10 protein-coding genes are annotated in these 14108 nt (G+C 48.6%); 7 read left to right on the plus strand and 3 right to left on the minus strand.

What is annotated here, in order from left to right; all coding sequences use genetic code 11:
• The first annotated feature begins 23 nt into the window (after positions 1-23).
• Positions 24-587 (plus strand): phosphatase PAP2 family protein, encoded by a 564-nt coding sequence (locus ACU70B_RS04125; protein WP_447185078.1) that lies wholly within the window; start codon positions 24-26, stop codon positions 585-587.
• Between the two features lie 2 nt (positions 588-589).
• On the opposite strand, the gene ACU70B_RS04130 is transcribed toward ACU70B_RS04125, so the two are convergent.
• The gene (locus ACU70B_RS04130; protein ID WP_447185079.1) at positions 590-1009 is read right to left on the minus strand and encodes a Smr/MutS family protein; all 420 of its coding nucleotides are present in this window, start codon (positions 1007-1009) and stop codon (positions 590-592) included.
• Positions 1010-1215: 206 nt separating this feature from the next.
• On the opposite strand from ACU70B_RS04130, the gene ACU70B_RS04135 reads away from it, so the two are divergent.
• From ACU70B_RS04135 to ACU70B_RS04160, 6 genes are all read left to right on the plus strand, one after another.
• Positions 1216-4740: a PAS domain S-box protein gene (locus tag ACU70B_RS04135; protein WP_447185080.1), complete on the plus strand. Its 3525-nt coding sequence runs from the start codon at positions 1216-1218 to the stop codon at positions 4738-4740.
• A gap of 273 nt (positions 4741-5013) precedes the next feature.
• A complete protein-coding gene (locus ACU70B_RS04140) occupies positions 5014-7104 on the plus strand; it encodes an ATP-dependent helicase (protein ID WP_447185081.1) in 2091 nt (696 codons plus the stop codon).
• Between the two features lie 28 nt (positions 7105-7132).
• The gene (gene ligA / locus ACU70B_RS04145; protein ID WP_447185082.1) at positions 7133-9115 is read left to right on the plus strand and encodes an NAD-dependent DNA ligase LigA; all 1983 of its coding nucleotides are present in this window, start codon (positions 7133-7135) and stop codon (positions 9113-9115) included.
• Positions 9116-9303: 188 nt separating this feature from the next.
• Positions 9304-9993 (plus strand): DUF554 domain-containing protein, encoded by a 690-nt coding sequence (locus ACU70B_RS04150; RefSeq protein ID WP_447185083.1) that lies wholly within the window; start codon positions 9304-9306, stop codon positions 9991-9993.
• Positions 9994-10329: 336 nt separating this feature from the next.
• Positions 10330-11253: a diaminopimelate epimerase gene (gene dapF / locus ACU70B_RS04155; RefSeq protein ID WP_447185084.1), complete on the plus strand. Its 924-nt coding sequence runs from the start codon at positions 10330-10332 to the stop codon at positions 11251-11253.
• Between the two features lie 23 nt (positions 11254-11276).
• On the plus strand, positions 11277-12434 hold the full coding sequence (locus tag ACU70B_RS04160; RefSeq protein ID WP_447185085.1) for an LL-diaminopimelate aminotransferase: 1158 nt from the start codon (positions 11277-11279) through the stop codon (positions 12432-12434).
• A gap of 62 nt (positions 12435-12496) precedes the next feature.
• Here ACU70B_RS04160 and gdhA read toward each other — a convergent pair whose 3' ends face one another.
• Both gdhA and ACU70B_RS04170 read right to left on the minus strand, forming a co-directional pair.
• Positions 12497-13828, minus strand: a complete 1332-nt coding sequence (gene gdhA / locus ACU70B_RS04165; protein WP_447185086.1) for an NADP-specific glutamate dehydrogenase — start codon at positions 13826-13828, stop codon at positions 12497-12499.
• The gene (locus tag ACU70B_RS04170; protein ID WP_447185087.1) at positions 13807-14016 is read right to left on the minus strand and encodes a hypothetical protein; all 210 of its coding nucleotides are present in this window, start codon (positions 14014-14016) and stop codon (positions 13807-13809) included. The genes gdhA and ACU70B_RS04170 overlap by 22 nt, the downstream gene beginning before the upstream one ends.
• Positions 14017-14108: the final 92 nt, after the last annotated feature.

Raw genomic sequence — 14108 nt, forward strand, 5'->3', positions numbered from 1 at the left:
TAAAAATATGAAAGGTAATATATATGGTGGCATTCAATTGCAGTGATAGCCTGCTAGTTGACCAGTTGATAAGAGAAGGACTGGTTAAGTTATCCGGTCCTTCTCTGGAGCGCTTTTTTTTACAGATAACCGATTTTGGTTCTCCTGGTACCTTTATTATTTTGGCTATGCTGTTTTCAGTGTTGCTGGTATTCCGGAAAAAACGGTGGGAGGCCTTTTTTATGGATGGATGCCTGCTTACCAGCTGGTGGGTGATGAGGCTGTTAAAAGAATTGTTTGCCCGTCCCAGACCTGAGGGAGAACACCTGACTTATGCTGCCGGATACAGTTTTCCCAGTGGACATGCCATGATTTCAATCGCTTTTTATGGTTTTTTAGCCTATCTGGCTTTACGGTTGTTACCGGGCAGAACAGGGAAAGCATTGGCCGTTATCCTGGGTGTTCTTGTTTTTTTAATCGGCATCAGCCGGATATATCTTAATGTGCACTATTTCAGCGATGTTCTGGCTGGATTTTTAATGGGCGGATTTATACTTTTCATTTTTATAAGGCTAGGGCAAAAAATGCCGACCTCCTCCGGGCAATGATATTATTTCCAGCGTTTGCGTTTTCCCGCCTTCCGGGCTTTATGACTTTTCCTTTCCTTCCGGGCTTCATCCGAGTATAGCTGCTGGTTTTTTTCCTGCTGCTTTTTTCCGCCCAGGTATTCTTTCTCTTTTCCCCGGGCTACCACCAGGGTATGACCTTGATCAAAGCTTAAGGCTACCGGTAAATCTGACTCGCCATACACTACTTTATAACCGTATTCCGGGAGCGATTTTTCCTGACGAAGAAATTTTCGTATTTCAGCCTTAATAACTGAAAAACGATTTTCACTATGATAGCCTTTGCCGTGATTAATATCCAGTACATCGACGCCGTGTCCCATGCACCACGCCAAATTTTTTCTCGTCTTTTCCAGGGCTTGCTCCACCGTGAGTCCGTGTAAATCGAGATACTCTATTCTCATGCCGGTATTCCCTTCTCTGTGTATTTTGCTGTCTTATTTCTGTGTGTTGATGTGGCGATATTTTATCAGATATTTCAGAAAAAACATAAATATATTTATGATATACTCTTGATGTAAAGAAATGTAAAATAACCTTATACATGGAAAAACAATAACTGACTGGAGCCAGTTTGGCTATTGGAGCTATCATTGGCAGGGGGGTTATTATGACTGGTATAAACGCTGGCTCAGAGCCTGTAAACTTCAATCCTATGCTGGTATTAAAACACTTCATGAGCGATTCTCCACAGCCTTTTCTCATAGCCTATCAAAACGGCAAAATAATTGACTTTAATCGGGCATTTCAGAATCTGCTGGGCTATTCCAGGAATGAACTATTGCAAAAGCACTGGGTAACGGATTTAACTCCGTCAGAATGGAGAAGCGCGGAAGAAAAGTCCATCCAGGATCACCTTTTGGCGGGAAAGCCGGGTTTTTACGAAAAAGAGTACCTATTGAAAAACGGCGACCGCCTGCCGGTCGAAATACTGGTGCATTCTCTATTATCGACATCGGGAGACCCCGGTTGTCTGTATTTCTTTATTTATAATATCAGTAAACGCAAAAAAGCCGAACAAAGATTATTAAAGGGCAGATTAAGTGCTCAAAAACAGGTAGCTTACCTCAATACTTTACTGGATAACATGAACGAGCTCTTTTATACTTACGATCTTGATGGAAGTATCACCTTTGCCAATCAGAAGAGCAAGGATTTACTGGGCTATAAACCCGAAGAAGCGGTGGATATGGTTCTCTGGGATTTTGTCCCCGAACGCTACCGCCAGGCGTTTAAGCTTGAGGTCGAACGCAGGTTAAAAAAGGGCCAGCCGGACAGTTATAATGTTACGGTATTGAACAAAAACGGCGAGGAGCGCATATTCCGCTTAAATGCCGCCCCTATTGTAGAGGATGGCAGCATTCGCGGGGAAATGGTACTGGCCCAAGATATAAGCGAGCAGCGCAGGACGGAAAAGGCCTTAAAGCAAAGCAATGAGGAGCTGCAGAGAATACAGGAAGAACTTACGGCTGCCAATGAACAACTGACGGCGGCCGAAGAGGAACTGCGCCAGCAACTGGAAGAGTCCGAAAGCAATAAAGAGGCTCTGGCCAATGCCCACCAGCAGCTTGAAGTCATATTCAACTTCCTGCCCGACCCCACTTTTGTGATTGATGCAGAGGGCAAAGTAGTGATGTGGAATCGGGCCATGGAGGAGCTTACCGGAGTAAGAAACAGGGAGATATGGGGGAGGGGCAGTAGGGAATATTCTCTTATTTTTTACGGCAGCCGCAGGCCGATGTTGATTGACTTGGCCTTGGGGGCTGAGGCGTATGATGAAAGCCGATATATTTTTCTAAAACAGGAAAGAGGAAATTTTTATGGTGAAAGTATCTGTACCCAGATCGGAGAACGCGAGATTTATATCTCGGAGAAGAGTGCCCCCCTCTATGACCGCTGCGGCAAGTTAATCGGGGCGATTGAATCACTGCGGGATGTCACCGAAAATCGTCAGGCCCAAAAAGCCCTTAAGGACAGCGAGGAGAAATACCGCAATATAATCGAAAGCATCGAAGATGGTTACTTCGAAGTCGACCAGGGCGGAAACTTTGTTTTCTTTAATCCCTGGCTGGTTAAAGTGCTGGGTTATACCGAAGATGAATTGCAAAGCCACAACTACCGCAAGGTCATGGATGGTGAAAACGGACGCAAGGTATTTTCTGCCTTTAACCGGGTATATAATACCGGGCAATCGGTAAAAGAACTGGATTGGCAGGTTAGGAAAAAGGATGGCACCACTCTTTTTGTAGAAACTACCGTCTTACCTATCAAAGATAATATTACAGTAGTCGGCTTCAGAGGCATAGTGCGCGATATCAGCGAACGCAAGCAGGCCGAGGAAGCTCTGCGCAAGTCGGAAAACCTATACCGAACCATATTTGAGACTACGGGAACAGCTACTATTATTATCGAAGATGACATGACCGTTTCCTTGATGAACAGTGAAATGGAAAGGCTGATAGGCTATAGCAAGAAGGAAATAGAGGGGAAGCAGAAGTGGACCATGTTTGTGGAGCCGGAACATCGGAACCGCATGATCGAATATCATTTAAAACGGCGGGAATCGCCAGACAAGGCGCCCCGTAACTATGAATTCAAGCTGCTGAGCCGGGATGGCGGTATAAAGGAAGTAGTGCTTACCATTGCGATGATACCGGGAACTACACAGAGCGTGACCTCTCTGCTCGATATCACCAACCGCAAGATATATGAGGAGGCTTTGGCTATCAGCGAAGCCCGCTACCGGGGAATCGTGGAAGACCAGACCGAACTTATCTGTCGCTTTTTACCGGGTGGGGAGCTTACATTTGTAAATGAAACCTACTGCCGCTATTTCAGCAAAAAGCGCCCGGAACTGCTGGGAAAGGACTTTAGAATCAATTTTCTCCAGGATGATATGGTTCTGGTGGAAAGTGAAATTGCTCGTTTAAGCTATAGGAATCCGGTTACTACCATAGAGCACCGGGTTATGCTGGAAGGAGGAAAGATCCGCTGGCAGCAGTGGACTCATCGGGCGCTGTATAATGAAAAAGGCCTGTTGGTGGACTACCAGTCGGTTGGGCGGGATATAACGGAAAGAAAAGAAGCCGAGGAACAACTGCGCTATTTGAGCACCCATGATTCTCTTACGGACTTACATAATCGACTGTATTTTGAAGAGCAGATGGCGGTTATGGAAAATGGCGGGTATGACCCGATAGGTCTGGTTATGTGTGATGTAGATGGGCTTAAAATAGTCAATGATACCCTGGGTCATGATAAAGGCGACCGACTGCTCAAAACAGTGGCCGGCCTGGTTAACCAATGTTTCCGCAAAAACGATATAGTTGCCCGGGTTGGGGGAGATGAATTTGCCATCCTCCTGCCCGAAACTTCCAAAATTACGGTGGAACAGACTTTAAGCCGCATAAGGGAGAAAGTAAGAGAATACAACCTGATCAATCCCGAGCTTCCCCTAAGCGTATCCTTGGGGTACGCAGTGCGCACTACCCCGGAAACCACAATGGGGACTATATTCGAAGAGGCTGATAATAATATGTACCGGGAAAAGCTGCATAGCCGGTTAAGTGCCCGCAGTTCCATTGTTCAGACCTTGATGCGGGCACTGGAAGCGAGGGATTTTATCACCGAAGGCCATGGGGACCGCTTGCAGCGCCTGGTGGTTAAAATGGCCCGGGTACTTGATTTGTCTGAAGGAAAGGAAAATGATCTGCGCCTGCTGGCCCAGTTTCATGATATCGGCAAAGTGGGCGTCCCTGATTCGATACTGTTTAAAAGGGGTTCCCTTACCAAATCCGAATATTCTATAATGCAGAGGCACTGCGAGATAGGCCACCGCATTGCCCTGTCCGCACCGGAACTGGTGCTCATTGCCGACTGGATACTGAAACACCACGAATGGTGGAATGGAAAAGGATATCCGCTGGGGCTGGAAGGGGAGAACATACCGCTGGAGTGTCGTATTTTAGCTTTGGCTGATGCTTACGATGCCATGACCAGTGACCGTCCCTATCGTCGAGCCATGCCCCACGGCAGGGCGATCGAAGAATTAAGAAGATTTGCCGGAATTCAATTTGACCCCGACCTGGTCGGTATGTTTATAGATGTTATCGAGCCCGAAAGCGACCTGAACTAATAGATATTGGGGCAATTTTTAAATTGGCCCGGTAATATGCGCAGGAGTGCTGCTCCCTGGCATTTCCCCCATTACATGTCGAGGTTCATCTCTTATGGAGTCCCCAATTAGAATGAAAGAGTTTTAGTCTTTATGGTATTATTAATACTAGTTTAACAACTGTGGGAAAGATCAAGCCGCTAGGTGATGAAGGGAGTAATCCGGAATAAATCCGAAAAAACGTTGCTTTTTTATAATTTATCATTCCCGGTAGCAAAAGGTGGTTTTAATATTATGATAGATTTGATGAAGGATTTAAATGAACAACAAAAGCAGGCAGTCTTGCAAAGAGAAGGGCCCTGTATGGTGCTGGCCGGAGCCGGCAGTGGCAAGACCAGGGTTCTTACCAGAAGAATAGCCCATCTGATTGAGCAGGGGGTACCTGCCAATTCCATTCTTGCCATTACCTTTACCAATAAGGCGGCCCAGGAAATGCGCTCCCGGGTGGCAGGCATGATACCTGACTATGCAGGCAGATGGATACAGACCTTCCATGCGGCCTGTTACCGCATACTGCGCATGGATATCGAAATATTAGGGTACCAGCCTAACTTTACCATAGTCGATGAAACCGAGTGCAAATCCCTGATAAAAAGCCTGTTGAAAGAAGAGAATGACCTGGAGACCGCCCCGGACGAACTGCTGTACGGTTTCAAACAGGTGAAAAACAGTCTGCTGGATCCGGAGAAGCATTTTGACAGCCTCAAACTGCCTTACTATGTTAAGGAAAAGAATCTGCGGATATACAAACTCTACAATGCCAGGCTAAAGGAACTGAATGCTCTTGATTTTGATGACCTGATAGTACTATGTATAAGGCTTTTTCAGCAATATCCCGACATTCTGGAAAAATACCAGCATTGGTTTAAATATATCATGATCGACGAATACCAGGATACCAACTACGCCCAGTATTACTGGGCCCGGTTGTTAGCCTCGGGCCATCATAATATATTTGTGGTCGGTGACCCTGATCAATCCATATACAGCTGGCGGGGAGCAGAGCCCTATAACATTACCCGATTCCTGAATGACTATCAGGATACTGTGGTGATCAAGCTGGAAATGAATTACCGTTCCAGCCAGAATATACTCTCGGCCGCCAACTCGCTTATAGCCAACAACCTGGAGCGCCAGGAAAAAAACCTATACAGCAGCCGGGGAGAAGGGGAAAAGGTAGTTTATTTCTGCGCCAGTGACAGCTATCAGGAATCCCGCTTTGTGGCCGACACCATTGCGGATCTGCTGGACCGGGAAGGGAGAAAATACAGCGACTTTGCTATTTTTTACCGCACTCATGCCCAATCCCGGATTCTGGAGGAATCCCTGGTGAGAAGATATATACCCTATAAGATTATTGGGGCGCGCAGGTTCTATGAGAGAAAAGAAATAAAGGATATCATAGCTTATCTTAAGCTGGCCTGTAATCCCAATGATACCTTAAGCTTTGACCGGATAATAAATACTCCCCGGCGCGGCATCGGAGACAAGACCCTGGAAAAAATCAAGGCTTTTGCTCAGGAGAGAAACCTGCCTCTCCTGGAAGCCCTGGCTCATGCTCCGGAAATAACCGGTATCAGTAAAAAAATAGTAGAAAAATTGGAAGAATTTCACGGCATGATTGATTTTCTTAACATAATGGGCACGGATAAAGCTTCGGTGCATGAAATCATCGACCAGCTCATAAGCGTGAGCAATTACGTAGAGGATATTAAAAAGAATAATCCGATCGAAGCCCAAACGCGGATAGAAAATATTGAGGAACTGAGATCACTGGCCTTGGAATATGAAAAAGAGGGCGGGGAGACCCTGGAGGACTTCCTGGCGGACATAGCCCTGGTTCAGGACAATGACGGCATCGACTACTCCGAATCAGTGATGCTTATGACCTTTCACGGGGCTAAAGGCCTTGAGTTTCCGGTAGTATTCATGACGGGCATGGAGGAGGGAGTCTTCCCCTCCTATCGCAGTGAGACCCCGAAGGAGATTGAGGAAGAGAGACGGCTCTGCTATGTCGGTATTACCAGAGCCATGGAAAGGCTTTACCTGACTAATGCCGTAAGCCGCCTGCTGTATGGATATGAGAGGAGCAATCCTCCCTCCCGTTTTCTGCAGGAGATACCGTTGGATTTGGTACTTTCACCTCATGAAAAGGAAATCGTCGATTGCCAGTTGGAAAAGGGAGATACTGTTATTCATCATAAATTCGGCATGGGAGTAATAATTAGCATAAGTGAAGACTACGAAACCGCAATAATTGATTTTGAGCGGGCGGGAACCAGGACGCTGCGTTTAGATATTGCTCCTCTGGAAAAGATAAGTTAAAATACTGAAATTTCAGGGAGGAATTATAGTGGCCGGAATTGCCCAGCGTATAAACCAGCTGCGGGAAGAACTGCGCAAGCATGAATACCGTTACTATGTACTTGACGATCCCCTGATAAGCGACACGGAATATGACCTTATGATGCGGGAATTGAGTCGCTTGGAAAAGGAAAACCCGGAATTCTTGACTTCCGATTCACCTACGCAGAGGGTAGGGGGAGAGACGGCGCAAAGATTTAACCCGGTTACCCACCGTCGGCCCTTACTCAGTCTGGACAACGCCTTTTCCCTAGCTGACCTTAAGGATTTTGACCGCCGGGTGGCGCGGGTAGTATCCCCGGCTCCTTATATGGCCGAGTTGAAAATAGACGGGGTATCCATTGCCCTGATCTATGAGGACGGAATTCTGATTAATGCTGCTACCAGGGGTGATGGTCTGGTAGGGGAGGATGTTACTGCCAATATCAAGACGATAAAAAGTATCCCCTTGCGGCTGCAGGAAAAAGTTGCCCGCCTGGAGGTGCGCGGAGAAGTCTATATGCCCAAGCGGGAGTTTTTGCGGCTTAACCAGGACAAGGAAGAAAAGGGGGAAAGGGTTTTTGCCAACCCCCGCAACGCCGCTGCCGGTTCCCTGCGCCAACTGAACCCGGGTATTACCGCTCAACGGGCCTTGGCAGCTTTCATCTACGATATTATTTTTTGTGACGACGTAAAAATTGAAAAACAGCGGCAGGCTTTGGATTATTTAAAGCAGCAGGGCTTCCCGGTTAACAGTGAGGCCCGTTTTTGTCCGGGTATAGACGAGGTTTATGAGTATAGTCAGGAGTATCAGGAAAAACGCCACGATTTACCCTATGAAATCGATGGGGTTGTAATCAAACTTGACCCCTTTGCCGAACGGGAAGAACTCGGTCAGACTGCCAAAAGCCCGCGCTGGGCCATAGCCTATAAATTTCCGGCGGAAGAAAAAGAAACCCGTTTGTTGAAGGTGGAAGTCAATGTCGGCAGAACGGGAATAATCGCACCTACCGCCATTCTGGAGCCGGTAGTTCTGGCTGGAACCACCGTGAGTCGAGCCAGCATGCACAACTTCGACCTGCTCCAGGAAAAGGACATCCGGGTCGGCGACCTGGTACTGGTACACAAGGCTGGAGACATTATCCCGGAGATAATCAGACCCATAAGCGAAAGAAGACAGGGCGATGAGCAGAAGATAGAGCCTCCCCGTGATTGTCCGGCCTGCGGCAGCCAGGTAGTGCGATTTGAAGGGGAAGTAGCTTATCGCTGCGGGAACATCAATTGCCCTGCCCGCCTGAAAGAAAGCCTGGTCTTTTTTGCTTCCCGTACCGCTATGGACATAGATGGCCTGGGTCCGGCAGTTATCGACCAGGTGGTGGAGAAAAAACTGGTGCAAAAAGTCGATGATCTCTACTACCTGCAGGAAGAGCAGATAGCCGGACTGGAAAGAATGGGAGCTAAATCGGCAACCAACCTTATCCGGGCTATTGAAGACAGCAAATCACGGCCTTTGTACCGGCTATTGACCGCTCTGGGTATTCGCCATGTGGGGGCCAAGACGGCTCGTATTTTGACCGAGTATGTCCATGATATCGAGACCTTTACGGAGATAGGCGAGGAACAACTGTTAAGTATTCCGGATATTGGCCCTAAAATGGCCGAAAGCGTGGTCAAGTTCTTCCGGGAGCCTCGCAACCAGGCCACTATTGCCCGGCTTAAAGCAGCCGGGGTCAATACCGCGGAAGCAGAAAGTGAAAAAGGACTGCAGCCCCTGACCGGTAAAACCTTCGTTCTGACCGGAACCATGGAGAGCATGACCCGTAACGAAGCCAGCGACAGAATAGAGGCCCTGGGCGGCAAAGTCAGCAGCAGCGTGAGTAAAAAGACCAGTTACGTGGTAGCCGGCAGCGAACCGGGCAGTAAATACGACAAAGCCATACAACTGGGGGTTGCCTTACTGACGGAAGAAGAGTTTATGAAGATGCTGCCCTAGACACTGAATACAAAGATATTATAAATAACACTGCAGTACTTAACCCCGTGGCCGTGAGCCATACCCTCCGGGCATAGGCAGGCGGGCGAGTGTGAAACAAAGGTGGGGACTGTTTTGACCTAAAAAAAGCAGTGTTAATCCGTGCAATCTGCGCCTATTTTCTATTAATTTTACGGCAGGGTGATTTCGTGACAGGTACTATAATAAATGCGGCCGCAATAGCGGGAGCGGGATTGGTAGGATTATTATTACGCCGGGGGATAAGGGAGAACTTCAGCAAGAGTATTCAGGATGGACTGGCCTTGCTGGTATTTATAATAGGGGTGAAATATAGCTTTCAGGCTGACAATTTTGCCGTTATCGGATTGGCTTTGGCGCTTGGAGCCCTGATTGGCGAATGGCGGCAGTGGGAGCATAAACTCGAAGTTTTGGGCACCAGAATCCAAAGCCGCTTCGCCTTCGGAGAGAGTGAGTTTGTAAAGGGCTTTGTTTCTGCCAGCCTGCTTTTCTGCGCAGGGGCCATGGGGGTGGTTGGCGCGCTGGAAGACGGGCTCACCGGCAACTATCAGATTCTGTTGGTAAAATCCTTGCTGGATGGTATTTTCTCCATTATATTTGCCGCCAGCATGGGCATGGGAGTATTGTTCTCCTCGGTACCGGTTTTGCTCTATCAGGGGGCGATCAGCCTGGGTGCAGGCTTCTTAAAACCGCTATTAAGCGGCCCCATGTTGGATAACATCACCGCTCTGGGCGGAATCCTTATAGCAGGCCTGGGCTTAAACCTGCTGGGTCTTACCCGCATCCGGGTAGCCAATCTCCTGCCGGGTCTCATTCTGGTTCCTTTTGTTATGCTGCTGTTCCGGCATCTCCCCTTTTAGTTTACATAATATTAGGCCCTGATATAGGTCGGATTGAGGGTTAGACTTGCCCTCCGGGGCGGAGAACCGGCATGAGAGACCTTGACGGAACAGCCGGCTCCAACAGTTATAACAGGTATACAGTATAAAGAGCCGCAAAGAGTTGTTTGGATTGGCAGAGGTGCTATAATAATGTCAAACTGAATATTATACTTTGAAGGCAAAGGCGTCCTTGGGGTGTGAAGCTGCAAATGGCCCGCAGACTTTATCTTAAGGGCGTTTTTTTTATTTCCGGATAGAGATGAAAGGGTGGCTGTCCGGGGTTGACAACAGCGCTTTGGAGAGGGGGACTGGTCAGTGCCGATTCTGGGTGGAAAGATTGTTGTCCAGAATATTGCCCCTTCGCTCAGGGGGCAAGAGCAGAAAAAGAAGGGAGTGAGATTTATGAACTTTACCAAGATGCACGGTCTGGGTAACGATTTCATTGTGGTTCGGGCGGAATCCTTTGCGGAAGCAGTCCGTTTTCGGCCCCTGAGCATGTCCTGGTGCAATCGCAATTATGGCATTGGCGCTGATGGTATTCTGGCTGCCGGTTACGATTCCGAAGAGGGTGTTTTCATGCGCATCTTCAATCCTGACGGCTCCGAAGCGGAGATGTGCGGTAACGGCATTCGCTGTATCGCCTTATGGGCAAAGCAGGCCGGGCTGGTTGATAAAGATGAATTCCCGGTAAAAACCTTGGCCGGTACCCGAGTGGTTAAGATAGTTTCCCCGGGAAGTAAAGCGGTTCGGGTAGATATGGGGCAGCCCGGACTAAACCCTTTAAACCTTCCTGTAATGAGAAAGGAAGATAATTTGAATATGGCAGTAAGCGCTGCCGGACAGCATTTTAAAGTAACTGCTGTTTCCTTGGGAAATCCCCATGCCGTGGCTGTGGTGGAAGATGTAAGCCGGATCCCCCTGGAAAAATGGGGAGCCGGTTTGGAAAACAACCCCTTGTTCCCATACGGCGCCAACGTGGAGTTTGTTGAGATCCTGGGGAAGGAAGAACTCAAGGTGCGGGTTTGGGAGCGGGGGGCAGGAATGACCCAGGCCTGTGGAACCGGAGCCTGTGCGGCCGTGGTAGCATGCTGCCTGCTGGGTAAAAGCAACCGCCAGGCCCGGGTATATTTGCCGGGCGGAGATTTATGGATAGAGTGGAATGCTGAGGATGACCATGTTTATATGACCGGAACTGCGGTTGAGGTATTTAAGGGTGTTATCGTTGAGCAGAACATATAAAAGCGAAGAGGAGGATGGTGCTTATGAGGGAAAGCGCTGTCATGCAAAAATTACCCCCTTATCTGTTTGCCCGTATCGAAAAGAAAATAGATGAGGCCCGGCAACAAGGTCTCGACGTTATTAATCTGGGGATAGGAGACCCCGACCAGCCTACCCCGGAACATATCCTTGCAGCAATGGCGGAAGCAATTTACCAAAGAGCCAATCACCAATATCCCAGTTCAGTCGGATTATTGCGTTATCGTGAGGCAGTTGCCCGCTGGTATCAAAATCGTTTTGGAGTGGAGCTGGACCCCCAAACGGAAGTGGTGTCATTGCTGGGATCGAAAGAAGGAATCGCTCACATATCGTTTGCCTGCATGAACCCGGGTGATGTTAACCTGGTCCCTGATCCCGGTTACCCGGTCTATGGGATTGCCACTCAGCTGGCGGGAGGGATTGCGCACATTATGCCGTTAAAAGAAGAAAACGGCTACCTGCCGTTGCTGGAAGATATTCCCTCTCGCATGGCGCAAACAGCTTGCCTTATGTTTATCAACTATCCCAACAACCCTACCGGAGCGGTGGCGGATATCGGCTTTTATCAGCAGGTAGTGGAGTTTGCCCGCAGCTATGATATTCTGGTTTGTCATGATGCCGCTTATTCGGAACTGGTTTATGATGGTTATGCAGCCCCCAGTTTTCTGCAAACGCCCGGGGCCAAAGAAGTGGGGGTTGAATTTCACTCTCTTTCCAAGACCTACAATATGACCGGCTGGAGAATTGGGTGGATGGCAGGCAACCGGAATGCCGTGGAAGTGATGGGGCGCTTTAAATCCAATATTGATTCCGGTATATTTCAGGCCATACAATATGCTGGTATAGCTGCCCTGGAAGGTTCTCATGATGACGTGGCCGGCTTGCAGAAGATGTACCGGGAGCGGCGTGATGTTGCTGTGAAAGGCATGTGTGAGCTGGGCTGGTCATTTCGACCACCGCGGGGAAGCTTCTATATGTGGGTAAAGGTCCCGCGGGGATACACTTCGGCCGAGTATTGTGAATTCATCTTGGATAAGGCCCGGGTTATAATTACGCCGGGGAATGGTTATGGTCAATACGGAGAAGGATATTTCCGGGTTGCCCTTACCGTGGATGCTGCCAGGATAAAAGAGGCTTTGACCAGGATAAGGTCGGTTTCCTGATTAACGCTGCCGCCCCGATGAGGAAGCAAAAAGAAAAATCCTTTTGCTTCCTTCAGGAAGGTTTAGGCAACACCTTGGGCCAGCATGGCTCGGGCTACTTTCATAAATCCTGCAATGTTTGCTCCTGCCGCCAGATTGTCCTCATAACCGTATTCACAGGCCACTGCGGAGGCATTTCTATATATGTTAACCATGATGTTTTTAAGCTTGGCATCGGTTTCTTCAAACGTCCAGGAATATCTCATGCTGTTCTGAGCCATCTCCAGGGCGGAAGTGGCAACTCCTCCGGCATTGGCGGCTTTGCCGGGGGCAAATAACACCTGGTTGGTCTGGAAAATACGAATGGCCGCCTGAGTCGACGGCATGTTGGCACCTTCCCCAACCGCGAAGCAGCCGTTGGCAACCAAAGCCCGGGCATCTTCTTCCCCCAATTCGTTTTGAGTCGCGCAGGGCAGGGCAATATCGCATTTAATCTGCCATATGTCTTTGCCTTCAAAGTATTGGGCGGCAGGGTGAGCTTTGACGTAATCCCTGATTCTGCCTCTTTCAATCTCCTTGATACGTTTTACGGTAGTAAGTTTGATTCCGCCGGCATCGTAAATATACCCGTCCGAATCACTCAGGGCCACGACTTTACCGCCCAGCTGATGGATTTTTTCGGCGGCATAAACCGCCACATTGCCTGAACCGGATATCACTGCGTCAGATCCGGCTATGGTCTTGCCCTTGTCTCTCAGCATCTCATCCATAAAGTAAACCAGACCGTACCCGGTAGCTTCGGTTCGAACCAGGCTGCCGCCCCAATCCAGGCCTTTACCAGTCAATACCCCCTCATAGGCCTGGGTGATTCTCTTGTACTGCCCATATAAGTAGCCGATCTCACGACTGCCTACACCGATATCACCGGCCGGTATATCGACATCCGCACCGATATGACGGTATAATTCAGTCATAAAGCTCTGGCAGAAACGCATCACCTCGCCGTCGGACTTGCCTTTAGGGTCAAAGTCGGCCCCCCCTTTAGCCCCGCCGATGGGCAAGCCCGTTAAAGAATTTTTGAATATCTGTTCAAAACCCAAAAATTTGATAATACCGGGATAGACCGTAGAATGAAGCCGCAGCCCGCCTTTATAGGGGCCGATGGCACTGTTGAATTGAATACGCATACCGCGATTTACCTGGATTTTACCCGCATCGTCCACCCAGGGCACGCGGAAAATGATTTGCCTTTCCGGCTCTACAAGCCTCTCCAGGATACCGGCTTTTTTATACTCCGGATATCTTTCCAGCACCGGCTCCAGCGACTCCAGAACCTCGGTTACCGCCTGGTGAAACTCCGGTTCGTTCGGGTTCCTCGCTTTTACCTTATTAATCACATCTTGTATATACCCCATTGTATTTCTCCTTTCTCTGCTTCCTGACAAAGATCGTCCCTCAGTCCCGTTTGGGGGCCGGCAAAATGCAGCATGCCTCCAAAAGGGGGATAGGCTTCTTTAAAAAGCAAAAAGGCGTCTTCTGCGCAAAGTAATTTACGCAAAAGGACGCCTTTGTCCCCGGAATTCTTACCGCTGTTAATATTCATTTACAATGTTCTGCACCTAAGCAACCGTCATGGCTGCTTTCCAGGAATTACACACCTATGAATCTATTCTGTTTGATAATAGTACTGGATTT

It is taken from the genome of Syntrophomonas curvata (assembly GCF_052976825.1).